Annotated in this window: 23 protein-coding genes and 1 riboswitch; of the genes, 10 read left to right on the top strand and 13 right to left on the bottom strand. The window is 72.9% G+C overall.

The features are described from left to right. The first annotated feature begins 725 nt into the window (after positions 1–725). Complete coding sequence (locus ACF089_RS31360; RefSeq protein ID WP_392034023.1) at positions 726–2,423, top strand: FAD-binding oxidoreductase; 1,698 nt, start codon at positions 726–728, stop codon at positions 2,421–2,423. A gap of 53 nt (positions 2,424–2,476) precedes the next feature. Here the strand turns inward: ACF089_RS31360 and ACF089_RS31355 are convergent, their stop codons facing one another. After that, entirely contained in the window at positions 2,477–2,980 is a 504-nt protein-coding gene (locus ACF089_RS31355) for an RICIN domain-containing protein (RefSeq protein WP_392034021.1), read from the bottom strand. A gap of 346 nt (positions 2,981–3,326) precedes the next feature. Between ACF089_RS31355 and ACF089_RS31350 the strand changes: the two genes are divergently transcribed. Continuing rightward, positions 3,327–3,581 carry a hypothetical protein gene (locus ACF089_RS31350; protein WP_392034019.1) on the top strand — a complete coding sequence of 85 codons (255 nt, stop codon included), beginning with the start codon at positions 3,327–3,329 and terminating at the stop codon, positions 3,579–3,581. A 155-nt stretch (positions 3,582–3,736) separates the two neighbouring features. Here ACF089_RS31350 and ACF089_RS31345 read toward each other — a convergent pair whose 3' ends face one another. Further along, positions 3,737–4,225, bottom strand: coding sequence for a beta-class carbonic anhydrase (locus tag ACF089_RS31345; protein WP_392034017.1), 489 nt, complete (start codon positions 4,223–4,225; stop codon positions 3,737–3,739). A 770-nt stretch (positions 4,226–4,995) separates the two neighbouring features. Further along, positions 4,996–6,192, bottom strand: coding sequence for a hypothetical protein (locus ACF089_RS31340; RefSeq protein ID WP_392034015.1), 1,197 nt, complete (start codon positions 6,190–6,192; stop codon positions 4,996–4,998). A 217-nt stretch (positions 6,193–6,409) separates the two neighbouring features. On the opposite strand from ACF089_RS31340, the gene ACF089_RS31335 reads away from it, so the two are divergent. The 4 genes from ACF089_RS31335 (at position 6,410) to ACF089_RS31320 (ending at position 10,479) form a co-directional block, all read left to right on the top strand. Then, complete coding sequence (locus tag ACF089_RS31335; protein ID WP_392034013.1) at positions 6,410–7,036, top strand: SMI1/KNR4 family protein; 627 nt, start codon at positions 6,410–6,412, stop codon at positions 7,034–7,036. A gap of 216 nt (positions 7,037–7,252) precedes the next feature. Continuing rightward, a riboswitch (cobalamin riboswitch) is annotated at positions 7,253–7,377 on the top strand. A 182-nt stretch (positions 7,378–7,559) separates the two neighbouring features. Further along, complete coding sequence (locus ACF089_RS31330; protein ID WP_392034290.1) at positions 7,560–8,588, top strand: FecCD family ABC transporter permease; 1,029 nt, start codon at positions 7,560–7,562, stop codon at positions 8,586–8,588. Further along, complete coding sequence (locus tag ACF089_RS31325; protein WP_392034011.1) at positions 8,588–9,379, top strand: ABC transporter ATP-binding protein; 792 nt, start codon at positions 8,588–8,590, stop codon at positions 9,377–9,379. Before ACF089_RS31330 ends, ACF089_RS31325 begins: the two co-directional genes overlap by 1 nt. Positions 9,380–9,450: 71 nt before the next feature. Then, a complete protein-coding gene (locus tag ACF089_RS31320; protein ID WP_392034009.1) occupies positions 9,451–10,479 on the top strand; it encodes an ABC transporter substrate-binding protein in 1,029 nt (342 codons plus the stop codon). Positions 10,480–10,536: 57 nt separating this feature from the next. Here ACF089_RS31320 and ACF089_RS31315 read toward each other — a convergent pair whose 3' ends face one another. Then, on the bottom strand, positions 10,537–10,989 hold the full coding sequence (locus ACF089_RS31315; RefSeq protein WP_392034007.1) for a hypothetical protein: 453 nt from the start codon (positions 10,987–10,989) through the stop codon (positions 10,537–10,539). 245 nt (positions 10,990–11,234) lie between these two features. Then, a complete protein-coding gene (locus tag ACF089_RS31310; protein WP_392034004.1) occupies positions 11,235–11,681 on the bottom strand; it encodes a nitroreductase family deazaflavin-dependent oxidoreductase in 447 nt (148 codons plus the stop codon). Positions 11,682–11,853: 172 nt separating this feature from the next. Here ACF089_RS31310 and ACF089_RS31305 point away from each other — a divergent pair, with 172 nt between their 5' ends. Continuing rightward, complete coding sequence (locus ACF089_RS31305; RefSeq protein ID WP_392034002.1) at positions 11,854–12,210, top strand: DUF779 domain-containing protein; 357 nt, start codon at positions 11,854–11,856, stop codon at positions 12,208–12,210. A gap of 104 nt (positions 12,211–12,314) precedes the next feature. Here the strand turns inward: ACF089_RS31305 and ACF089_RS31300 are convergent, their stop codons facing one another. The 8 genes from ACF089_RS31300 to ACF089_RS31265 all read right to left on the bottom strand — a co-directional run bounded on the left by ACF089_RS31300 (position 12,315) and on the right by ACF089_RS31265 (position 19,694). Next, entirely contained in the window at positions 12,315–12,509 is a 195-nt protein-coding gene (locus tag ACF089_RS31300) for a hypothetical protein (RefSeq protein ID WP_351554594.1), read from the bottom strand. A 120-nt stretch (positions 12,510–12,629) separates the two neighbouring features. Further along, positions 12,630–13,490, bottom strand: coding sequence for a phosphatidylinositol-specific phospholipase C/glycerophosphodiester phosphodiesterase family protein (locus ACF089_RS31295; RefSeq protein WP_392033999.1), 861 nt, complete (start codon positions 13,488–13,490; stop codon positions 12,630–12,632). 97 nt (positions 13,491–13,587) lie between these two features. Continuing rightward, positions 13,588–14,253 carry an ABC transporter ATP-binding protein gene (locus ACF089_RS31290; RefSeq protein WP_392033996.1) on the bottom strand — a complete coding sequence of 222 codons (666 nt, stop codon included), beginning with the start codon at positions 14,251–14,253 and terminating at the stop codon, positions 13,588–13,590. 74 nt (positions 14,254–14,327) lie between these two features. Continuing rightward, positions 14,328–15,245, bottom strand: a complete 918-nt coding sequence (locus tag ACF089_RS31285) for an ABC transporter ATP-binding protein (RefSeq protein ID WP_392034286.1) — start codon at positions 15,243–15,245, stop codon at positions 14,328–14,330. Positions 15,246–15,286: 41 nt separating this feature from the next. Then, on the bottom strand, positions 15,287–16,153 hold the full coding sequence (locus ACF089_RS31280) for an ABC transporter permease (RefSeq protein WP_392033994.1): 867 nt from the start codon (positions 16,151–16,153) through the stop codon (positions 15,287–15,289). Beyond that, positions 16,146–17,111 (bottom strand): ABC transporter permease, encoded by a 966-nt coding sequence (locus tag ACF089_RS31275; RefSeq protein ID WP_392033991.1) that lies wholly within the window; start codon positions 17,109–17,111, stop codon positions 16,146–16,148. The genes ACF089_RS31280 and ACF089_RS31275 overlap by 8 nt, the downstream gene beginning before the upstream one ends. Positions 17,112–17,164: 53 nt before the next feature. Beyond that, positions 17,165–18,790, bottom strand: coding sequence for an ABC transporter substrate-binding protein (locus ACF089_RS31270; RefSeq protein ID WP_392033988.1), 1,626 nt, complete (start codon positions 18,788–18,790; stop codon positions 17,165–17,167). Between the two features lie 157 nt (positions 18,791–18,947). Further along, positions 18,948–19,694: a TetR/AcrR family transcriptional regulator gene (locus ACF089_RS31265; RefSeq protein WP_392034283.1), complete on the bottom strand. Its 747-nt coding sequence runs from the start codon at positions 19,692–19,694 to the stop codon at positions 18,948–18,950. A gap of 178 nt (positions 19,695–19,872) precedes the next feature. Here ACF089_RS31265 and ACF089_RS31260 point away from each other — a divergent pair, with 178 nt between their 5' ends. The 3 genes from ACF089_RS31260 (at position 19,873) to ACF089_RS31250 (ending at position 23,627) form a co-directional block, all read left to right on the top strand. Further along, a complete protein-coding gene (locus tag ACF089_RS31260) occupies positions 19,873–21,384 on the top strand; it encodes an MFS transporter (protein ID WP_392033985.1) in 1,512 nt (503 codons plus the stop codon). Then, positions 21,356–22,447: an isopenicillin N synthase family dioxygenase gene (locus tag ACF089_RS31255; RefSeq protein ID WP_392033983.1), complete on the top strand. Its 1,092-nt coding sequence runs from the start codon at positions 21,356–21,358 to the stop codon at positions 22,445–22,447. The genes ACF089_RS31260 and ACF089_RS31255 overlap by 29 nt, the downstream gene beginning before the upstream one ends. 88 nt (positions 22,448–22,535) lie before the next feature. After that, positions 22,536–23,627 carry a DUF4037 domain-containing protein gene (locus ACF089_RS31250; protein ID WP_392033981.1) on the top strand — a complete coding sequence of 364 codons (1,092 nt, stop codon included), beginning with the start codon at positions 22,536–22,538 and terminating at the stop codon, positions 23,625–23,627. Positions 23,628–23,747: the final 120 nt, after the last annotated feature.

Raw genomic sequence — 23,747 nt, 5'->3', positions numbered from 1 at the left:
TTCCGCACCGCGACTTCGCGCGCGATCATACCTTCGCAATACCTTCACGCGCCGTACTGAATCTCGCCAAACTCTCCGGGCCGGTTCCGGAGCCGGACCGGACCGGCCGGATCCGTCCGCGGACCCTCCGCCCCCGCCGCGGGAGGGACCCGCGCCCGCGCCAACCGCGCCCCCGCTTCCGCCGGCCCGGTGGGCGGAGGGCGCCGACGGGACCGGGCCCCTCCCCCGCCGCCCCGCCCCCGACCTGCGCCGCCCCGGCCCCGTACCCGTCTCTCTCGGGAACGGGCCGCGCCGGGCGCCGAGGGTCGGCCGCCTTCCGCTTCCCGGCGGCGGGCCGTCGTCGCGGCGCGCGGCCGCCTCCGGGCGAGGCCCGGGACCCGCCCGGACCGCCCCGGACAGACGGCGGCCGCACCGCCTCCGCGCCGACGGAAGGCGAATCGCCGAAGCGGCGACAGCGAGCGTCCTCGGCGGCGTTGCACACAAGATTCAGGCAGTGCCCGCATATATCCCCCAACACGCCGGTATAGGAGTGGCCTTGACCTCCGGACGAGTTGCGCATGTTGCAACCAAAGCCTTTTGAGCGGCAGTTCGGACAGTTTTACCGATCGAGGTATTGCGCCACGCCAGTCACATTGATCTATTGTTCTCACGATCGATCACCGATCGGGCTTTCTTCTGCACCACCGCCTTTCCTTCGTGAACAGACCAGTTGGGGGAATGTGACCATGAGCAAGAAGAACAACTCCGAAAGAGACCTCGGACGCAGGTCCCTTCTCACCGGCGCGGCGGCAGTCGCGGGCGGGGCGGCCCTGACCACCGCCCTTCCCGCGAGCGCCCAGGCGGCCACCAGCACATCGGCGGCCACGGCGAACGCCGTCACGACCGTGACGCCCGACCTGATATCCGTCGCCCCGGCGGATCCCCGCTTCCCCGACCTGGTGCGCGGCACCAACCAGCGCTGGTCCGCCAACCCCGAGCAGGTCCGGCTGGTGACCACCACCGCCCAGGCCCTCCGGGCCGTGCAGGAGGCGGTCACCGCCAACAAGCGGCTGACGGTCCGCAGCGGCGGCCACTGTTACGAGGACTTCGTCTTCAACAGCCAGGTCCAGGTCGTGGTCGACATGTCGGGCATGAACCAGGTGTACTTCGACACCGCCAAGAACGCCTTCGCCATCGAGGCGGGCGCGTCCAACCTCCAGATCTACGAGACCCTCTACAAGCTGTACGGCGTGACGCTCCCGGCGGGCTCCTGCTCGTCCGTCGGCGCCGGCGGCCATATATCCGGCGGCGGCTACGGGCTGCTCTCGCGGCTGCACGGACTGACGGTGGATCACCTCTACGGCGTCGAGGTCGTCGTGGTGAACGCGAACGGCACCGCCAGGGTCGTCGTGGCCACCCGGGACTCGACCGGCCCCGAGAAGGAACTGTGGTGGGCCCACACCGGCGGCGGCGGCGGTAACTTCGGCCTGATCACCCGCTACTGGATGCGGACGCCCGGCGCGACCGGCACCGACCCGACCCAGCTGCTGCCCAAGCCGCCGTCCGAGGTCTTCGTGCACTCCACGGCCTTCAACTGGGCGCAGCTCAACGAGCAGTCGTTCTCCCGGCTGATCCAGAACTGGGGCGCCTGGCACGAGCAGAACAGCGCGCCGAACTCCCCGTACAACTCGCTGTTCGGTCTGCTGAAGCTGACGCACAACTCGTTCGCCAACAGCCAGATCGGTCTGCTCACCCAGATGGACGCCACGGTGCCCAACGCCCAGGGGCTCCTGAACGACTATCTGTCGGCGATCACCGCCGGGGTGGGTGTGACGCCGACGGCGATGACGCAGCGGATGGGCGAGCACGCGGCCATGCCGCAGTTCTCGTCGCCGCGCAAGCTCCCCTGGTACATCGCCACCGACTGGCTGAGCGGCGGCAACCCCACCCTGCGGGGCAAGTACAAGTCGGCGTACTCCCGCAAGGGCTTCTCCGCCTACCAGATCGCCACGCTGTACAAGCACCTGAACCTGGCCGGCTACTCCAACGGCGACGCGCTGGTCCAGGTCGACTCGTACGGAGGCCGGGTCAACGCCGTGGGGGCCGCCGAGACCGCGGTGCCGCAGCGCGACTCGGTGCTCAAGCTCCAGTACCAGACCTACTGGACCGACCCGGGCGACGAGGCCCGCCATGTCACCTGGATCCGCAACTTCTACCGGGAGATGTACCCGGAGGGCGGCGGCGTCCCGATCCCGAACGACCGCAACGACGGCTGCTACATCAACTACCCCGACAAGGATCTGAGCGACCCCGCCTGGAACACCGGGTCGAGCACGTGGAGCACCCTGTACTACAAGGGCAACTACGCCCGCCTCCAGCAGGCGAAGGCGACGTGGGACCCGAGCAACTTCTTCCGGCACGCCCAGTCGGTGCGTCTGCCGTAAAGCCCAGGGGCCCCGCCGTGCGGCGGGGCCCCCTTCGGCGGGTCAGGCCGTGATCAGGAGAGGCCCCACTCCTGCTGGGCGCGCTTCTTGGCGCTGACCTTGTCCAGGAACGGCTTGGAGCCCTTGGTGTTCACCTTCGAGGTGATCGTCTTGTTGGCGTGCTTACTGATGATCTTGCTCCCGCTGAGCACCCACTGCTGCTTCTTGTTCGTGCGCTTGCAGGGCTGCTGCGTGACCTTCGTACCGGTCTTGTTGTTCGCCACGTGCAGACACTTGCCGGACTTGTCGTTCTTGACGGTGTACGTGCCACTGGTGGCGCGCTTCAGCGTCCACTTCTGGGTCTTGTCCCGGTTGCAGGCCGCCAGGATCAGGGTCGCGCCGGTCTTCTTGCTGCCGTTCATGGACAGGCAGCGGTCGGTCTTGTTCGGCGTCCACACCTTCTGCAGCCGCACGCTGTTGTACTTCTGTGCGTCGGTGGCGGCCGCCGGCGGTATCGAGACGGCGAGAACGGCCGTCGATACACCCGCCAGAACCAGACCGCGCATGATGGTCGACATACGAGCTTTCCCCCTTCGTGCAAACGAGCGATGAACCAGCGACAAGCTATGCAAAGCGGGTTCGTCTGTCAGCTCATTACTCGGCACTCCGGGCGATCACGGGCTTCGGCCCCGACCGCGCGCCGGTCGACCGGGGCCGCGCCGCGCACGGGTGCGGAAATCACCGCCGTGATCGGGCCGGCCGGCGGGAGCGCGATCGCGCGCGGCGGCCCGGCGGAGGCCGTACGACGAGTCCGCCGCCCACCGCGTCGGCCGGCGGGCCGACGCCCGCGTCGCGTCAACTCCCGTTTCAGCGCGGCGGGTTCGCGCTACCCTCGCCTTCCATCACGCGACGTTGGGGGCCATCATGCGTACGAGACCGGTCGCGTCGGCGCTCTGCGGGGCCGCGTTGCTGCTCGGCCTCACAGCCTGCGGCGACGGGGACTCCGAACCCGACACATCGGCCTGCCGGGAGGCCATCACCCGCGACTACGAGTCCGCGATGGCCTCGGGCACCGACATCCAGGACTCGGTGAGGCCCGCGCCCTGCGACGAGGTGGGCGACAAGACCCTTCAGAAGATCATCAAAGAGGTCGCCGCCGAGCACCGCGAACACAGCTGAGAGCGAGGTCCGCGCGCTCGCCGTGCCGCCGAGACCGAGGTCCGTACCGCTCGCCGTGTCCCGCCCCGCTCGCCGTGTCCCGGCTGGCCCGGACCGGGTGATCCCCGGCGGCCCGGACCGGGCCCCGCCACGGCGAGCGGAAGAGAGGTCCGGCCTCAGGTCACCTCGCCGAGCAGTCCGGTGGCCACGTCGAAGACGAAGCCGCGCACCGCGTCGGTGTGGGGCACGAACGGGCTGGTGGTGATGCGCCGGATCGAGTCGCGCACATCCTGCTGGAGGTCGGGGAAGGCCTCGGCCGCCCACGACGGCCGGACGCCGGCCTCCTCCTCGATCCCCCGCGCGAAGGCGTCGTCGGTGAAGGTCAGCATCCCGCAGTCGGTGTGATGGATCAGGATGATCTCCCGGGTGCCCAGAAGGCGCTGGCTGATGGCGAGCGAACGGATCTCGTCGTCGGTGATCACCCCGCCGGCGTTGCGGATGACGTGGGCCTCACCGTCCTGGAGGCCGAGGATGCCGTAGACGTTGAGCCGCGCGTCCATGCAGGCGACGACGGCGACCCGGGAGGACGGCGGAAGCGGCAGCGGTCCGTCGAAGGACGCGGCGTACTTCTTGTTGTTGACGAGGTACTGGTCGGTGACGGACATGACATGCTCGCTTTCTGTCGGTGACGCAGACACCGTAGTGACGTCCGGTACAGGCCGGTACGCCCCGCTCCGCGCTGCCACACAACCGCAATACGCCCGCAACAACGCGGCCCGGCGCACACCGGCCGGGGCTCGCGGCGAGTCGACGGGAAGCTTGTCGCCCTGGGCGGCGGTCCGTGAGGCGGTTCCTTCAGCGGGACCGCGCGGTCCGGGCCCCGGCCGGGAGCCTCGCGCGCGCCCGGGCATCGGGCCGGGTCGCGGACGGCCGCCCTTCGTCGACCAGGACGCGGAGCGGCTGGGTCACCCCGGCGGAGGCGCGGGACCCGCGGGAAGCGAGAGCGCGGCCGCTGTCGGCGGGCCGGGCGCGCAGAGCGGCTACTGCCGGCGGGCCGGGCACGCAGACGGCACGGTGCGACACGGGGAGCGGCGCGGCACGGTGCGGAGAACCGCACGGCCGGGAGAACGGCACGGTGCGCGGGTCCCGTCTCCCGGTCCCGCTCTCGGCGGCCGCGCGCATCCACGGCCGCTCGGGTGGATATGTCGACAAGGACGGTGCCGTCCTGTCGTCGCGAGCCGTTCAGGGCGCCCGGTCGCGCTCCGCGACTGCGGAGGGCCGGGCTCCGGAGGCAGTCAGGCAGAAGGGCAGGCAGGCATGAGGGGAATCGGCTGAGCGGCCCGGCGTCATGTGTCACCGGGCGTCCGCGCGGGACGGGCCCCGGGCCTCGGCCTCCGGTGGGGAGGCGGGCCCGGCGGCCCGGTCGCGCCGGGGATCATCCCTGGGCGTCCAGAGGAACGTCCGCGGAGATGCCCACGGAGGCGTTCTCGCCCGGGAATCCCTCGCTCGGACCGCCTCCGAAGAAGCCCTCCATCAGCTCGTCGACCTTGATCTCGGTGGCGCCGGCCGGGGCCGTGGGCTTGTCGCCCGCGCCCACCCGCAGGACCAGGGCGAACTTGTCGGCCTTCATGCTCTTGTCCAGCTTGGTGAGGTCCACGGACATCTCCGTGAGCGCCTCGTCCTTGAGGATGAAGTCGGCCGTGGCCTTGGTGTTCGGGACCTCCTTGAGCTCCTTGGCCGTGGGCAGCGTCTGCATGCCCGGGGGCAGTTCCTTGGCCAGCGGGCGGATCGCGTCGACCAGTTCGGTGACGAGGGCGCGCAGGGGGGCGGTGGCCGTGACGCGCTCCGCGCCGTCCTTGCCGTCGGCGGTCTTGAACTCCACCTCGCGGGTGATCGCGTCGCGCAGCGCGTCGGTGAGCTTCTTCTGCGCCGCGGCGTCGAGGGTGGGCTTGGCCTCGGGCTTCGCGCCCTTCTCGCCCAGGGCCTCGGTCATCTCGTCCCGGGTCTTCCGCATCTCCTTGTTGGAGACCTTGACCCAGTCGCCCGAGAAGACCTTCTTCAGCGGGCCGGCGCTGTCGGGCAGCTCCTCCGCGGGCGGCATGGCCTCCCCGGACAGCTTCCCGAAGGCCTCCATGTCGATACGGAAGTAGCTGTAGTCGCCGGCCATCCGGTACTCGACGAGTTCGCCGTCGGCGCCGCTGACCTTCATGGCCATGCCGATGAAGTCCTTCTCGCCGGACTCGGCGAGCGGCTTCTTCGACTCCATGGAGATGGAGATGCTGCCTCCGGCGATCAGCTCGGCGGCCTCCTTCGGGATCTCCTCGCCCGGCTCGGACGCCTTGGCGTCCAGCGACTGCACGGTCGCGGCGTCGGTGTCCAGGTCCAGCTCCAGGGAGATGGACTTCTCCTTGCCGAGCTTGTCGAAGGCGCGGTCCAGCTTCTGGCCGGCGGACAGGTTCTCCACGGTGCCGCAGGCGGCCGCGCCCGTGAGGACCAGCGTGACGACAGCGGTGGCGGACAGGGTCTTGCGTATGGCGGAAATGACGTTCTCCTCTTGGGTACGACCACGGCGGTGGTCAAGGGTGAGACTGATGGAGCCCTGACAAGGTTGTACAACTGAGACGGTGATCACCGTCTCAGTGGCAGCGGGCCCGGAACGGCCGGTCCGGGGCTCCCTGAGGGCAAGCACGGCGTGATATCACCGGGTCTTCCGATTCGCTCGGCCCCGGCGTATGTCCTGGCGACCGCCGGGACGCCGGGCCTCGGCCCGGCCGTGCGGCGGACGGAGCACGGTCCGCTGTCAGTGCCCGCGGCTATGTTTCCCTCAACACGACAGCGCTGGAGGGGACATGTCCGAGGAATCGCCGTTGTCCGCGCTGATGGCGGTCATGTCGCCGCGCGACGGCGCGGACGACCGGGTCGACTGGGCGGCGGCCCGGGAGGAGTGGGGCGTCTCCTTCCCGTCGGACTACATCGCCTTCATGGCGGCGTACGGATCGGGCGGCATCGACGACGCGTTCTCCGTCCTCGCCCCCGCCCTCGCCGAGGACTCCCCGTGGAACGCCGAGTACGACGGCATGGCCGCCGAGACCCGGAATCTACGGTTCACTTGGCGCCGGGAGAGGCCGCCCGAGGGGGTGGCCGCCGATCCGGACCGGCTCATCGCGTGGGGGGTGAGCTGCGGGGCGGACATCCTGGGCTGGGTGACCGACGACGGCGATCCGGACGCGTGGCCGGTGGTCGTCTGGGAGCGGCACGGCTCGCCGACCTGGAAGGTGTACGACATGGGGATGGCGGAGTTCCTGAGACGGGTGTTCAGGCGGGGGTTTCCCGAGTGCCCGCTCAGCGATCTCTCGCTCTGGGGCGAGCCCGCGCCGCACTTCGTGCACTGGCGGGTGGAGCGGCAGCGCTGGGAGTCCGGGTTCAACCCCTACACCGGGAAGCCCGATCCCTACTTCGGCATGACCTTCGACTGACGGCGCGGCCGACGGCCCGACCGGCGTCGGCGCGGACACGGGTCAGCGGCAGGCCGGGGCGGTCGAAGCAGCTTGTTCCGGCCGGGCGTACCCGCGTGACGGCCCCGAAGGCGGGTGGGCGCGCCCCCGGCCTGTCGCGAATCATCACGGACCGGGGCAGGACGCCCGCCGGGCGGCGCCCCGGCGGACCCGGCAACCGCCGTGCCCCCGGGACGCGTTACTCTTCAGGCGCTCTGCGGGGGAAGTCCGGTCGAAGTCCGGCGCTGACCCGCAACGGTAGGCGGAGCCCTGGATTCCGGGGCCCGTGAGCCCGATTTCCCGCAGCGGCGCTGGATCCTGTCAACTCGCCGTGGACTGCGAGAGGATGCCCGGCCGGACATCCGCCCCGGGCAGCTCCTCGGCCGTGGACGCACGGCCCGAGGCGAAAGCGACGTCGTTCGTGGCCGTACCCACCGATCGCAAGTCCCTCGCGCGTCAGCCGGCCGCCGCCGGCTCCGGTACGGGACCCGCGCCGCCCCGCCGGGTGCCGCTGCTCCCGCTGCTGGCCGTACTCCTTCTCGCGCTGCCGGTCTCCGTCGTCTGCGGCGCGGGCATCGGCGCGTCCGGGATCGGCTGGGCCGAGGTGCTCGGCCATCTCCGGGCGGGGCTGACCGGCGGCACGATCACCCCCGAACAGGTCCCCGCGTACACCATCGTCTGGGAGCTGCGCTTCCCCCGCGCGGTCCTGGCCGGGGTCGTCGGGGCCGGGCTCACGGCGATCGGGGTCGCCGTCCAGGCCATGGTGCGCAACGCGCTGGCGGACCCCTTCGTCCTCGGCATCTCCTCGGGCGCGGCCGTCGGCGCGAACGCCGTCCTCATCTTCGGCGCGCTCGGGGCCCTGGGCGTCTGGGCTCTGTCCGCCGCCGCCTTCGCCTCGGCGCTGGCGGCGATGACGCTGGTGTACGCGATCGCCCGCACCGCCCATGGACTGACCCCGATCCGGCTGGTGCTGACCGGCACCGCGATGTACTACGGCTTCTCCGCCATCACCACCTTCATGGTCTTCGCCGCCGAGCACGGCGAGGCGGCCCGTTCGGCCATGATGTGGCTGCTCGGCAGCCTCGGCGGGGCGAACTGGGCCGCCGTGCCGATCGCGGCCGGGGCGGTGCTCGCCGGGCTGCTCCACCTCGGGCTCTCCGCCCGCCGGCTGAACGCGCTCGCCATGGGCGACGAGACCGCGGCCGCCCTCGGAGTGGACCCCGGCCGGCTGCGCCGGGAGCTGTTCGTGGTCTCCGCCGCCGTCACCGGAGCGGTGGTCGCGGTCAGCGGCGCGATCGGCTTCATCGGGCTGATGGTCCCGCACGCCGCACGGATGGTGGTGGGCGCCGACCACCGCAGGCTGCTCGCCGTCGCCCCGCTCGCGGGCGCGATCCTGCTGATCTGGGTGGACATCCTCTCCCGGGTCGTCCTGGCCCCCACCGAACTGCCGGTGGGCGTGCTGACGGCGGTCATCGGCGTGCCCTGCTTCGTCCTGCTGATGCGCCGTCGCGGCTACACCTTCGGAGGCCAGTGATGAGGATCGACATCGACGACCTGACCGTCGCCGTCGGCGGGGCGCGGCTGGTGGAGGACGTCACCCTGCGCGCGGAGAGCGGCGCTCTCGTGGGCCTGGTCGGCCCCAACGGCAGCGGCAAGTCCAGTCTGCTGCGCTGTGTGTACCGGGCGCTGCGCCCCGCGGCGGGGACCGTCCGGCTCGACGGCGACGATCTGCACGCGCTGAGCCAGCGCGAGGGCGCCCGGCGGCTGGCCGCGCTCCCCCAGGACACGGTCGCCGAGTTCGACTTCACCGTGGCCGAGGTGGTGGCGATGGGCCGGCTGCCGCATCAGCGGGCGGCGGCCAGGACCAGCGCGGAGGACCGGGCCGAGTGCCGGGCGGCGCTGGCCGGGGTCGGCGCGTCCCATCTGGCGGAGCGGAGCTTTCTCACCCTCTCCGGCGGTGAGCGGCAGCGGGTGCTGATCGCCCGGGCGCTGGCGCAGCGGCCGCGGGTTCTGGTCCTCGACGAGCCCACCAACCATCTGGACATCGCGCAGCAGCTGGAGGTGCTGTCCCTGGTGCGGGCCAGCGGTCTCACCGTGCTGACCGCGCTGCACGACCTCAATCTGGCCGCGGTGCACTGCGACGCGCTCCATGTGATCGACCACGGGCGGATCGTGGCCTCGGGGCCGCCGCACGAGGTGCTGACGGCGCGGCTGCTCGCGGAGGTGTTCGGCGTCCGGGCGCATCGGGTGGCGCATCCCGTCTCGGGCGCGGTGCAGCTGCTGTTCGACCGTCTGCCGCCGGGCGGCGACCCCGCCGGCCCCTGACGCGTTCCCCCGTCCCGTCCCCTCCCATCCCTCGTCCTCGTCCTCGTCCTCGTCCCAAGGAGCCTTCCGCCATGTCCCGTTCCCCGCGTTCCCTGCGCGCACCGGCCCTGATACTCGTGACCGCGCTGGCGCTCTCCGGCTGCGGGGCCGATGTCGACTCCTCCGCCGGCGGCAAGGAGAGCGCGTCGGCGAACCGGCACTATCCGGTGACCCTCGACAACTGCGGTGAGCGCCGGACCTTCGACAAGGCTCCGGAGCGGGTCGTGACCAATGACGTCGGCATCACCGAGATCATGTTCGCGCTGGGTCTGGAGGACCGGATGGCGGGCTATGTGATGCCCGACGACAAGGGCTCGGTCGACGAGGTGCCCTGGAAGGGCGCGTACGACCGGACGACCTGGCTGTCGAAGAAGCGGATCAACAAGGAGCTGGTGCTCGACGCCCGGGCGGATCTGGTCTTCGCGGGCTGGAACTACGGCTTCAACGAGGGCGAGGGCTTCACTCCGGAGAAGCTGAAGGAGCTGGGCGTCGACTCGTATCTGCTGACCGAGTCGTGCCGCAACGGCCGTTCGAAGATGCGCGGGGTGATGCCGCCGCTGGAGGCGCTCTACACCGATCTGCTGAATCTCGGGAAGCTCTTCGACGTCGAGGACCGTGCCGAGGCGCTCGTCGCGAAGTTCCGGAAGCAGGTGGCGGACGCCCGGGCGGGGGCGCCGCAGGGGGCCGACCGGCCGCGGGTGTTCCTCTACGACGACGGCCGGGACAAGCCGTTCACCTCGGGCGCGTACGCCGGTCCGCACGACATCATCACCAAGGCCGGCGGGGACCATGTGATGAAGGACCTCAAGGACAGCTGGACCGCGGTCGGCTGGGAGACCGTGGTGGAGCGGGACCCCGAGATCATTGTGATCAACAACTACGGGGACACCAGCGCCGAGGAGAAGAAGCGGTTCCTGCTGTCGTACGCGCCGCTCGCCAAGGTGTCCGCGATCAGGAACAAGCGGTTCGTCGTCCTGGACTATGTGCAGCTGGTGGAGAGTCCGCGCAATCCGGGCGCGATCGAGGAGCTGGTGAGGGAGTTCGGCGGCGCGGCGCGCTGACGGGCCGCGCTCGCCGGGCCGGGGCGTTCACCCGTCGGGCCCGGCGGCCGGGGGCGTTCACTCGTCCGGCCCGGCGGACATGCCGCTGGCCCTGGCGATCTCCTCCACCTCGCGCCGGTCGTCGTGGCTGCGGCGCTGCCGGGCGTCGATCCGCGCGAGCATGGCGCGCAGCCGCTCCGGGTCGGCCGCGACCTCGGGCGGCACCAGGGTCAGGGCTCCCTTGGCGTACTCGCCGTCGCCGAGGCGGACGACGACATGCTCGGCCCGGTCGGCGTGCCCGGGGCGCATCGCGCCCAGGAGGCCGAGGAGGGTGAGGAGTTCCTGTTGCACCTCGGCGGTGAACAGCTCCCGGTCGCCGGGGTCCATCCGCAGCCGGACGCGGCCGCCGCCGGCGCCGACATAGAGGTCGACCGTCCGCATCAGCAGGGTGAACTGCGGTCCGGGCATCCGGGCGCGGAGCGTCTCGACGTACAGGGCGTAGCGCAGGCGCGCGAGTTCCACTGGGTCCACTGGGTCCACGTTCTCCCCGCCGGGGCGGTGTTCGGGCACGGCGGTCTCCTCCGGTCGTGGGTGCGCGAGGGCGCGGCGGTCCCGTCCGGCCCGGCTCCCGCGGGGGCGGGGCCGTGCTCGGCGAGCGGTCGCAACGTCGTCGCAACGTGGCGGGGTGTCGACTGGGTCACGCGTCGTCGCGGCGGCCGCCGCGGCGGGCCGGGGGCTCGGAGCGGAGTCGGCGCCGCTCCGGGGCCCCGGTGCGGTCAGCCGCCGTTCTGGTCCGGTTCCAGGACGAAGACGGGGATCGGGCGGTCCGTCTTCTTCTGGTAGTCGGCGTAGTCGGCGTACGCCTCGACCGCGCGCGCCCACCACTCGGCCTTCTCCTCGCCCTCGACCTGGCGGGCCCGCATGTCCTGGCGGACGGGGCCGTCCTGGAGTTCCACCTCGGGTTCGGCGATCACATTGTGATACCAGACGGGGTGCTTGTCCGCGCCGCCGGCCGAGGCGACGACGGCGTACCGGCCTCCGTGTTCGACCCGCATCAGGGGGGATTTGCGGAGCCGGCCGCTGCGGGCGCCCCGGGTGGTGAGGATGACGACGGGCATGCCCCGGAGGGTGGTGCCCTCGGTGCCGCCGGAACTCTCGTACAGCTCGACCTGATCCCTCACCCACTGCGCCGGGCTCGGCTCGTACTCACCCTCAAGAGGCATGGCGTCTGCTTTCTGTCGGAGACGGTGCTCGGGCGCCCGGCGGCGGCGTCGTCCGCGCACCGGGCCTCGGGGACATCATTCCCCCCGGCGCGCGTCCGCGACAGGGTCCGCGCGCCGCGCGCCGGGGAGTGTCGCAACGGGGTCGCAACCTCGCCCGTGGTGTGCTGAACGGATGACCGAATCCTCGCGCGTGGAGCTGACCCCGGCGGCCGCCGCACTGCTGCGCCGGCTGACGGAGGCCCACGGTCCGCTGATGTTCCACCAGTCGGGCGGCTGCTGCGACGGCAGCGCCCCCATGTGCTATCCGCGGGGGGAGTTCCGCACCGGCGGGTCCGACGTCCTCCTGGAGGAGCTGAGGGTGGAGGGCGTCGGGGAGGCGGTGGCCTTCTGGATGTCGGCGTCCCAGTACGCGCTGTGGAGTCATACACGGCTGGTGGTGGACGTGGTCGAGGGCCGTGGGAGCGGTTTCTCGCTGGAGGCTCCGGAGGGGGTGCGGTTTCTGATCCGCTCGCGGCTGGTCGGCGGCTGACCGGGCGGACCGGCGTCGGGGGCGGCGGCCGGCCGGGCGGGCCCGGGTGTCAGGGGCGGCGGCCGACCGGGACGGGCCCGGTGGTCCGAGGGGCGGCCCGGGTGTCAGGGGTGGAGGCTGCCGACCACCTCGGCGGTGGCCGCGACGCCTTCGTGGATGGTCGGGGCCATGCTGGTGCCGGCGAGGAAGAAGCCGAGCAGCGCGCAGGTGAGCGCGTGGGAGAACTTCAGTCCGCCGTTGCGCAGGAAGATCACCGCGAGCACCACCAGAAGCAGCACCACCGAAATTGAAATGGCCATCGCCAACCTCCTTGACCGCGCCGGATTTGCGGCATTCGGCCGTAGTCTGGCGCAGTGGGCGGTCCGTACGGCCGACTGGCGTGTCCGCCGTACGGGTGGTTGACCTCCGGGGGGCTCCGTTCAGGGGCGCCGGGCGCGGAGAAAGGCCTCCAGGCCCGCCAGATCGTCGGAGTTGAGGCAGTCGACCCCGGCGTCGAACAGCTCGCCCCAGAGCGCGTCACGGGCCGGGCCCGGCGTGTCGGGGGTGGCCCAGAAGCGGAGGCGACGGCGGCTCGCGTGGGCCTCGGCGGTGAGCGTGCGCAGCCGCTCGCGTTCGGACGCGGGGAACGCGCCCTCGCCCCGCCAGGTGAAACTGTGGTTCCAGTTCCCGGAGATCAGCGGGACGAAGGAGGCCGGGGCGCCCGCGGCGAGGTCGTCGAGCCGGCCGTCGTAGAACGCGTACCGCCGCCGCTGGGCCTCCATGGGGGCGCGGGCGGCGCGGTCGCCGGAGACGACGGCGGTGACGGCCCCGGTCCTGACCCGGCCGTCGGAGCAGCGGCTCAGCATCCGGCGGTAGTCGCGCAGTTGCCGGTCGAGGACCCGGTAGCAGGCGTCGCCGTCGGCCTTGATGTCGATCAGGAGCCGCAGGGAGAGCGGATGTCCCGGATGGACGGCCCCGCCGCCGGCCCGCACCCGGGCGAGCAGCGGGTCGAGATAGAGGGAGCGCAGGGTGCGGGCGGGGTCCAGTTCGGCGGGGGTGTGGGCGACCAGGAGTTCGCCGTCGACGAGGAAGACGTCGGCCTCCACGCTGGTGAATCCGTGGTCGAGGGCGTCGTGGAGCGGGCGCGGGTGCAGATAGTCGTTGTGGGCGTGGGCCCGGCGCAGCGGTCGGGGGCACGGGTCGTCGTCGTGGTGCGCGGTGCGGGCGGTGGCGGGTGCGGCGGCGGCCGCGGCCAGCGCGGCGGTGATCGCGGTGACGGCGCCGCGTCGGGTGATCGGCACGGGGGCCTCCGGACTCGTGGACGGGAGGGTCGTCCGGAGTATCGGCCCGGGGCGGCGCGGCCGGGAGGGGGCTGTACGGGGTTTCCGCGCCCGGCCGTCAGACGGCGGCCGGGGTCGTGGACTTCCAGTGGACGGTGCGGTCGCACCAGCGCTCCAGGAGGACCCGGTCGTGGCCGACGGCGAGGAGTCCGGCGCCCTCGGCCCTCCGGTACTCCTCGACGACGGCCACCAGCGCGGCGGTCGTGGAGGCGTCGAGCATCGCGGTCATCTCGTCGCAGATGAGCCAGCGCGGGCGGAGCACCAGCGCGCGGGCGAGGCAGGCCCGCTGGAGCTGGCCGTCGCTGACCTCGTGGGGGCGGCGGCCGAGCAGTTCGCCGGTGAGGCCGACGGCGTCGGCGAGTTCCGGCACCCGGGCGGCGATCTCGTCGCGGCGGCCGGTGGCGCGCAGGGGTTCGGCGATCAGGTCGCGCAGGGCGAGCCTGGGGTCGGCGGACGTCCTGGGCTGCTGGAAGACGACGCCGACGGCGGTGCGCTGGGCGCGCGGCGCGGTGTGCCGCCAGCCCCGGGCGGGTTCGCCGTCGATGACGACCCGGCCGGCGTAGGGGCGGTGCAGCAGCGCGGCCACCCGGGCGAGGGTCGACTTGCCGCAGCCGCTGGGGCCGAGGAGTCCGACGGCCTCGCCGGGGGCGAGGGTGAGCGAGACCTCCCGTACGACGGGCCGCGCGCGGTCGTATCCGGCGGTGATGGTGTCGAGTTCAAGCACGGTGACGCTCCTGGCGGGGGTGCGGGCGACGGCCGCCGCCCGGCCTCGTGGGGGTGGGCGGGCCGGGCCGGTGGTCAGGCACGGGCCGGGCTCCGTTCGCCGGGGACGGCCGCCGGGTGGTGGCAGGCGAGGCCCGTGGTGAAGGAGGGGCGGGTGGCGCAGAGATCGGTCGCGCGCTCGCAGCGGGCGGCGAAGGCGCAGCCGTCCGGGAGGTCCCCCAGCTCCGGCGGCATGCCGGGGATCGGGGCGAAGTCGCGTTCGGGCAGGGCGGCGAGGAGTCCCCGGGCGTAGGGGTGGCGGGGGCCGGGCTCGCCGAAGAAGGCGCGGGCCTCGGCGATCTCGACGATGCGTCCCGCGTACATGACGGCGACCCGGTCGGCGATCCGTTCGGCCGCCGCGAGATCGTGGGTGATCATCAGCAGGGCGCGGCCGTCGTCGGTGTGCCGGCGCAGTTCGTCGGCGGTGCGGTCGACCAGCTCGCGGTCGAGACCGGTGGTCGGTTCGTCGGCGAGCAGCAGCGGGGCGTCGCCGATGAGGGCGAGGGCGGTGGCGGCGCGCTGGGCGAGTCCGCCGGAGAGTTCGTGGGGGTAGCGGTCGAGGTGGTCGGCGGGGAAGGCGGCGCGTTCGGCGGCGGCGAGGGCCGCGGCGCGCAGTTCCCGCCGGGGGGTGCCGGCGAGCGCCCGCAGGGTCTCCTCGATCTGGGCGCCGACGGTGCGGACGGGGGTGAGGTGGGCCGAGGGGCTCTGCGGTACGAGGCCGACGCGGCGGCCCCGGACGGAGCGGGCGAGGGTGCGCTCGTCCGCGGCGAGCAGGTCGAGGCCGTCGACGGTCGCGCTGCCCGTGGTCTGGGCGTTGCCGGGGAGGAGTCCGAGGAGGGCGGAGGCGAGGACGGACTTTCCGCAGCCGCTCTCGCCGACGAGGGCGAGGCACTCCCCCGCGGCGAGGTCGAAGCGCGCTCCGGTGACGGCGGCGACATGGCGTCCGCCGCGCATCCGGAACCGTACGGAGAGGTCGTGCACCGACAGTACGGCGGTCACAGCATCAGCTCCGATCGGCGGCGCGGGTTGATCCGTTCCCGCCAGGCGCCCGCGAGTCCGGCGATGGCGAGGGTGGGGATGATCAGGAAGAGTCCGGGGAAGAGGGTCGGCCACCAGTCGCCGGCCAGCAGGGAGCTGCGCGCGGACTGCACCAGATTGCCGAGGCTGGCCTGGTGGGTGGGGAGTCCGAGGCCGAGGAAGGAGAGCGCCGACTCGTGCCACATGGCGTGCGGCACCATCAGGACGGCCGCGAGTCCGGCCTGCGGCAGCACGCCGGGGAGCAGATGGCGGGCGGTGACCCGGAGCCGGGAGGCGCCGCCGGATATCGCGGCGTCGACGAAGGGCCGGGAGCGCAGGGAGAGGACTTCCGAGCGGACGATTCTGGCGGTGGAGAGCCAGTGGGTGAGCGCGACGGAGGCGATGACCGGCCAGACCCCGGGGCGGAACATCGCCACGATGAAGATCCCGAGGAGGAGGTGGGGGACGGAGGCGAAGGTGTCGACCAGCCGCATCACGACGCGGTCGGTCCAGCCGCCGAAGGCGGCCGCGGCGGCTCCCACCAGGGTGCCGACGACGGTGGCGAAGAGCGCCGCGACCAGTCCGACGAGGAGGGAGATCCGCAGCCCGTAGACGCAGCGCAGCAGCAGGTCGCGGCCGACGTCGTCGGTGCCGAAGGGGTGTTCCCAGGACGGCGGCCGGAGTTTCTGGGAGAGGTCGACGGCCTGCTCGTCCAGCTGGGCCAGCGGCGGTACGACGAGGACGGCGAGCACGACGGCGGCGACGATGACGGCGGAGAACGAGATCCGGACCGTGCGGGTGGAGCGCCGGGTGCGGCCGTGGGAGCGCCAGAGGGTGTCAGCCATCGAAGCCCACTCTCGGGTCGGCGAGTCCGTACAGCAGGTCGGAGAGGAGATTGCCGAGGAGTACGGCGGCGGTGGCGAGCACGGTGAGCGCGGCCAGCAGGGGGAAGTCGACGGAGGTGGCGGCCTCGACGGTCGCGGCGGCGATGCCGGGCCAGCTGAAGACGGTCTCCACCAGCAGTGCGCCGGTGATCAGTTCGGGGACCCGGGAGCCGATCAGGGTGAGCATGGGGAGCATCCCGGAGCGCAGGGCGTGGCCGAGGAGCACGGCGGGTTCGCCGAGGCCGCGGGCGCGGGCGCCGCGGACGGGGTCCTCCTCCAGGGCGTCGGCGACGCCCTGGCGCACATAGAGGAAGAACCACGGCAGCTGGGAGATCCCGAGGACGGCGGCGGGCAGCACCAGATGGGAGGCGACCTGGCCGGCAGTGATGACGTCGCTGCCGGTGTCGGTGAGCCCGCCGGCGGGCAGGACGCCGAGTTCGAGGGCGAAGAACCAGATGGCGAGCAGTCCGAGCCAGAAGGCGGGGGCGGCTTCGAGGGTGTACGCGGCGGCCGAGGCGCAGCGGTCGAGCCAGCCGCCCTGGCGGCGGGCGGCGAGGACGCCGAGCCCGGTGCCGAGGACGATGGCGAGGAGGAAGGCGGTGGCGGCGAGGAGCACGGACCAGCCGAGGCGTTCGGCGATGACGTCGGCGACGGGCTGGCGCATGACGCTGGAGTCGCCGAGGTCGCCGGTGAGGGCGGAGGTGAGCCAGTTCCACCAGCGGGTGGTGAGGGGCTGGTCGACGCCGAGGTTGGCGCGGATCTGGTCGAGGTTCTCCTGCGAGGCGGTGAGTCCGGCGGTGCCGGTGTACGCCTTGACGGGGTCGAAGGGGGAGGCGTCCGCGACGGCGAAGACCCCGAAGGTCACGGCCAGCAGGACGGGGACGGCGAACAGGGCTCGCCGCCCGGCCATCCGTGCCATCGGCCCCCAGGGAGGACGGCGGCGCGCCGTCCTCCCCTCGATGAGGCCGGTGCTCACTTCTCGGTGCCCTTGGGGGCCCACTTCTCGACGTTCCACCAGGGGCCGGAGGCCAGTCCGTGGTCGTGCGGCTCGACCTGGGTGGTCAGCGCGTCCCAGTCGTCGTTCACGACGTAGAGGTGGTCGATGTGGGTGAGGAAGGTGTAGCCCGGGTTCTTGACCAGCTCGCGCTGGACGGTGTCGTACGCGGCCTTCCGCTCGGCCTTCTTCCCGCTCTCACGGCCGTCCCGGAGCGCCTTGTCGACGACGGGGTTGTCGTACCAGCCCATGTTGTTGAAGCCGTCGCCGGCGAGGGAGGAGGTGAGCAGGAGGTACTGGTCGAAGTCGGGGTCGCCGGGGGCGCCGCCGCCGGCGAGGACGGCGTCGTTCTTCATCCGGGGCTGGATGACCTCCCAGGTGCCGGCCTGGGTCTTGATGGAGATGCCGGCCTTCTTCGCGTCGGAGGCGTAGGCGAGCGCGTGGTCCTGGCGGAGCCGGTCCCCGGAGAGGTACCAGAGCGGGAACTCGGCGCGGACGCCGTCCTTGACGCGGATGCCGTCGCCGCCGGGCTTCCAGCCGGCGTCGTCGAGGATCTTCTTGGCCCGGTCGAGGTCGTGGGTGCGCTCGGTGCCCTCGGTGAACCACTCGCTGCCGGTGGGGACGGGGCCGTGGGCGGGCTTGCCGGCGCCCTCCAGGATCTGGTCGACCATGGCCCGGCGGTCGACGGCGACGTCGAGGGCGCGGCGGACGGCGGTGTCGCCCGCGACCTTGTTGCCGGTCGGCAGGGTCACGGTGCGGTAGTCGTAGGTCGTGGCGGCGTGGGTCTTGCGGCCCTTGTCCTTCGCGAAGCCCTCGGCGAGGTTGGGCGGCAGGATCGCGCCGTCGAGGTCGCCCGCGCGCAGCCGGGTGGCGCGGACGTCGTCGTCCTTGATGATCGCCATGGTGAACTTCTTCACCTCGGGCTCGCCGTCCCAGTAGCCGGGGTTGGCCTTGAAGCTGATCTTCTCGCCCTTGGACCAGTTGGTCAGGGTGTACGGGCCGGTGCCGATCGGCTTGGTGGTGAAGGGGCCGGTGTTGACGTCCTGGCCCGCGGCTATGTGCTCGGGTGCGATGGGGAGCACGGTGCGCTGGGCGAAGGGGGCGTAGGGGTACTTCAGGGTGAAGACGACGGTGTCGTCGCCGGTCGCCCGGATGTCCTTGATCGCGTCCAGCTCGGACTTGGAGGCGTTGTTGGTCTTGTCGTCCAGGATGGTGCGGTAGGTGAAGACCACGTCCTTGGACGAGAAGGGCTCGCCGTCGCTGAACTTCACGCCCTGCCGGAGCTTGTACGTGTAGGTCAGGCCGTCCTCGCTGACCTCGGGGAGTGCCGAGGCGAGCGCGGGCCGGAGCTTCATGTCGCCGTCGAGGGCGAGCAGCCCGTCGAAGATCTTGGAGTTGCCGTCCTTGCCGAAGCCGAGGAGGGGGCTGAGGCTCTCGGGCTCGTAGGCGATGCCGACGACCGCGGACTCGCCGCCGCCCCCGCCGCCCGCGCCGCCGCTCTCCGGGTTGGAACAGGCTGCGGCGCCGACGGTGAGCGCGGTCGCCGTGGTCAGGGCGGCCAGGCCGCGTATCGAACGGTTCCGTCGGATCGGTCGGGCAGACACGGCTCCCACACCCCTACTGAAGATCAGCTGTTGTTGCGAACTTCATGCATTAAACAGCACGTCAAGGGTGTGGGATACACCGGCTGGGACGGAGCCGATCGCTCCGGCGGGGCGGCGCGGCCCGGCGGTCCGGGGCGCTCCGGGCGCGGGCCGCCGGCTACGCGGGTGCGGGGTCCTCCGGGTCCGGCCCGCCCCGGTCCGGCCGGGCGGCCATTCCGTCGAGGAGGAAGTCCAGGCCGGCCGCGAAATGGGCGTCCCAGGCGTCGTCGGTGATGTAGCTGTGCGCGGCGACGGTCGGGTACCGGTCGCGGCGGCTGTCGAGGTACTCCTGGCCGGCCCGGGCCTCCTCCGGCGAGAGCAGCAGGCCGGACTGGGCGGCGGCGGCCCCCATGACGTGGTTGTAGAGGACCCAGGTGGCGGCGTTGAGCCGGTCCTCGGCGAGACCGGTGCGGAGCAGCGAGGACTGGAGGAATTCCATCCAGGCGAGGAAGTTCGGGCCGATCAGCGGCCTTCTGCGGAGCGGCAGGGCGGCCGACCAGGGGTGGCGCAGCATGGCCAGGCGCCAGTGGTGGAGGAGGAGGGTCACATCGGCGCGGGGCCGCGGGGTGTGCCGGTCGGGGACCGGGGTCTCTCCGAAGATCTCGTCGACGGCGAGGTCGATGACGTCGTCCTTGGTCGCCACGTGCCAGTAGAGGGTGGTCGCGCCGACCTGGAGCCGTTCGGCGAGGCGGCGCATGGTGAGCCGGTCCATGCCCTCGTCGTCGAGGAGGGCGACGGCGGCTTCCACGATGCGGGCCCGGGTGAGCGGGGGCTCTCCGCTCCGGCCGCCGCGCGGGGGCCGGAGCCAGACGCTGCCGGTCCGTGCTCCGGTCCGCCTCTCCGCATCCTGCCCCTGGTCCGCGATGACCTTCACCTCCGCCCGGCCCGCCCTGTGGTCGCGGCCAAACCTATCAGCCGGATGATCAGGGATTCGGGCCGGATCCGGCGTCCCGGTTCGGCCGTCCGCCGGGCCGCCTGTAGTACGCTGCTCCGCGTCTGGACCAACGTTCGAGTCACTGGATCAATGTTCGAGTGAGGCGATGATGCGACAGGAACTCCCGGCCGCCCCCGCGCGGCCGGCCCGCCGTTGGACCCTGCTGGTGGTGAGCCTGGCCCAGCTGATGGCCGTGCTGGACGCGACGATCGTGAACGTCGCGCTCCCCTCGGTCCAGCAGGGTCTCGGCGTGGCGGACGCCGAGAGGCACTGGGCGGTCACGGCGTACTCGCTGGCCCTCGGCGGCTCGCTGCTGCTGGGCGGACGGGTGTGCGGCGCGCTCGGGCACCGGCGGTCGTTCGCCGCGGGTCTGATCGGCTTCGCCGCCGCCTCGGCGCTCGGCGGCGCGGCCGGGGACGCGGGCACGTTCTTCGCCGCCCGGGCGCTCCAGGGGCTGTCCGCCGCGCTGATGGCCCCGGCCGCGCTCGCGCTGCTGAGCATGACGTTCCCCGATCCCCGTGAGCGGGGCAGGGCCTTCGGCGTCTTCGCGGGCGTCGGAGCGGGCGGCGCGGCCCTCGGGGTGGTGTCGGGCGGACTGCTCACCGAGTACGCCGGCTGGCGCTGGTGCCTGTACATCAACGTCCCCATGGCGGCGCTCGCCCTGCTCGGCACGCCGCTGCTGCGCCGGGACCGGCCGGGCCGCGGCCCGCTCCGTCTCGACCTGCCCGGGGTGCTGCTCAGCGCGGCGGGGATCGCCGCGCTCGTCGGCGGGCTCTCCCAGGCCGAGTCGCGCGGCTGGGGCGATCCGCTGGTCCTGCTCCCGCTGCTCGGCGGGGCCGGGCTGCTGGCGCTGTTCGCCCGGGTGGAGGCCCGGGCGAGGCATCCGCTGCTGCCGCCGGGGATCGTGCTGCACCGGGTCCGGGGCATCGCGTTCGTGTCCGTCGGGCTGATGTTCACCGCGATGTTCGGGTTCTTCCTCTTCATGAGCTACTACACCCAGACCGTCCTCGGGTACACGGCCGTCGGGGCGGGGCTGACGCTGCTGGTGAACGCCGCCGCGAGCGTCGTCGGCTCGACGGTGGTCGCCGGGAGACTCCTGGTGCGGGCCGACCCCAGGACCGTCGTCGTCGCCGCGCTGCTCTCCTCCGCCGCCGGAATACTGATCCTCACCCGGCTGACCGCCGACAGCGCGCACGTGCTCGTCGTGTATCTGCTCCCCGCGCAGGTCCTGACCGGGATCGGGCTGGGCTGTCTGCTGGCGACGGCGGCGAATCTGGTGACGTCCGGGACGGGCCCGGCCGACGCGGGCGTGGCGTCGGGGGCGTACAACGCGGTGCAGCAGGTGGGGGCCGCGCTCGGCACCGCCCTGTTCAACTCCGTCGCGACCGCGGGCGCCGCGGCGTACGCGGCCTCCCGCGAATCCGGCCCCGAGGCCCTGTCCGCCGGAGCCGTGCACGGCTATACGGCGGCGCTCTGGGCGGCGTTCGCCCTGCTCGCCTGCGGGGCGCTCGCCGTCGGCGCGCTGTCGCGCGAGGACGCCGACCGCGCCGGACCGGTCCTTGAGAGGCAATCGACAGAAGGAGAGAACGACCATGAGCCACCGCAGGTCCGTCGCCCCTGAGGCCGGCGGCCATGTGCCCGTCATCGATCTCTCGTCCCGCGACACCGCCCGGGGGCGGGCCGCGACGGCGTCGGCGATCGGCCGCGCGTGCGAGAGATCCGGGTTCTTCGCCGTCACGGGCCATGGGGTCCCCCGGGATCTCATCGACCGTATGTACCGGGTGACGAGCGCGTTCTTCGCCCTGCCCGACGAGGAGAAGGACCTGGTCGCGCACCGTCCCGGGGTGTCCGGATTCCGGCGGGCGGGCGGACGGACCGCCCACAGCCTCGGCCACGAGACGCCGCCCGACCTCTGCGAGGTCTTCTCCGCCCACGCGACCGGGGAGCTGGACCGGAGCGAGCGCGAGCGGCTCGGGGGCGAGTGGGCGACCTGGACGCAGGCGAACATATGGCCGCGCTCCCCCGCCGGGTTCAAGGACGTCTGGCTGGAGTACATGACGGCGGCCGGCGAGCTGTCCGCCGACCTCATGCGGCTGTTCGCGCTCGCCCTCGGGCTCGACGAGCGCTTCTTCGACGACCGGTTCCGCCGGCACGGCTCGTCGATCGCCGCCAACCACTACTACGCGCGGTCGGGGCCGCCGCTCCCGGGACAGCTGCGGCGGGGCGAGCACACCGACTTCGGCGCTCTGACGGTCCTTCACCAGCAGGACGGCCGGAGCGGTCTGCAGGTGCGGCGGCCCGACGGCGCGTGGCACGGCATCCCGGCGACGCCCGGCGGCTTCGTGGTCAACATCGGCGATCTGATGTCCCTGTGGACCGGCGGACGGTGGCGGTCCGCCCTGCACCGGGTGGTCGTCCCGGAGGAGGCGGACCGGTCCTCGCGGCTCTCCGTCCCCTTCTTCTACATGCCCGACCACGATGTCTCCACCGCGCCGCTGCCCCCGTTCGCCGCACGGGCGGACGGATTCGCCGGACGGGCGGACGGACCGGACGGCGGACCGGACGGCGGACCGGACGCAGGGCCCGCCGGCGGACCGGGCGCCGGACCCGACGGCCGGCCGGCGAAGGACGCCCCGACCGTCAGCGACTGGGTGTCCGACAAGATGCGGAAGATCCTCACCTGAGCGCCGGACTCCCCCGGACCGGGGAGCCCTCCGGCGGGGGCCGCGAAACTAGGTGGCCCCCGCCGGTCCCGCCCGGCACAGTGCCCCCATGACGACACACGCCGCGTTCCTGCCGGGGCTCGAACTCTCCCGGATCCTCTACGAGGAGGCCGTGCGGCCGATCCTCGACGCCGAGCTGCCCGGGCTGCGGTACGCCGCGGCCCGGGTCGGCTCCGGATCCGAGGTGCTCGGCTTCGACACGGCGCGCTCCGCCGACCACGAGTGGGGACCCCGGCTCGACCTCTTCCTCGCGCCCGGCCAGGACCCCGGGCTGCGCACGGCGCTCCCCGGGCTGCTGGCCGAGCGGCTGCCCAAGGAAGTGCGGGGCTGGCCGACCCACTTCCACCGCCCCGACCCGGACGGCCCCGTCGGCGAGATGGCCCGGACGGACGGGCCGGTCGACCACCGGGTCTCGGTGAACGACCTCGGCGCGTGGCTCGGCGAGCGGCTCGGCGTCGGCCTGTCCGCCGCGCCGGCCGTCCGCGACTGGCTGGCGATGCCGCAGCAGACCCTCGCCGAGGTGACCGGCGGCGCGGTGTTCCACGACGCGCCGGGCTCGCTCACCCGGGCCCGCGAACGGCTCGCCTGGTACCCGGACGAGGTGTGGCGCTATCTGCTGGCCTGTCAGTGGCAGCGCGTCTCCCAGGAGGAGGCGTTCGTGGGACGCTGCGCCGAGGTCGGGGACGACATCGGCTCCTCGGTGGTCGCGGGGCGGCTGGTGCGCGATCTGATGCGGCTCTGTCTGCTGCTGCACCGGCGGTACGCCCCCTACGGCAAGTGGCTGGGGAGCGCCTTCGCCCGGCTCCCGTCGGCCGGCGCCCTCGCCCCCTCCCTCCGGGGCGCGGTGACGGCGGACCGGTACCCGGACCGCGAACGGCATCTGTGCGACGCGTACGAGAGGGTCGCCGCCCTCCAGAACGACACCGGGCTCGCCGAGCCGGTGGACCCGGCGACCAGGCCGTACCACAGCAGGCCGTTCCGGGTGCTGCACGCCGAGCGGTTCGCGCGGGCTCTGGCGAACAGCCTCGCCGATCCCGAACTGCGCGCCCTGCCGCTCACCGGCGGCGTGGACCAGTGGACCGACAACACCGACCTCCTCGGACGCCCGAGGGCGCTGCGCGCCGCCGTCGACGCCCTCTGACGGGAGGGGCGGGGACACCCGGGCCGCTCGGGCGGGGCCCGGGAGCGGCCCGGGCCGGGGTGCGGTGGTGGCCGAATCCGACCGTCCGGCCGGTGTCTGGCCGCCGCGCCGGTCCCTGGT

The organism is Streptomyces sp. NPDC014894, from assembly GCF_043080985.1.
GTDB lineage: Bacteria > Actinomycetota > Actinomycetes > Streptomycetales > Streptomycetaceae > Streptomyces.
The sequence above is the reverse complement of the archived record's forward strand: the minus strand, read 5'-3'. Positions and strand labels throughout refer to the sequence as shown.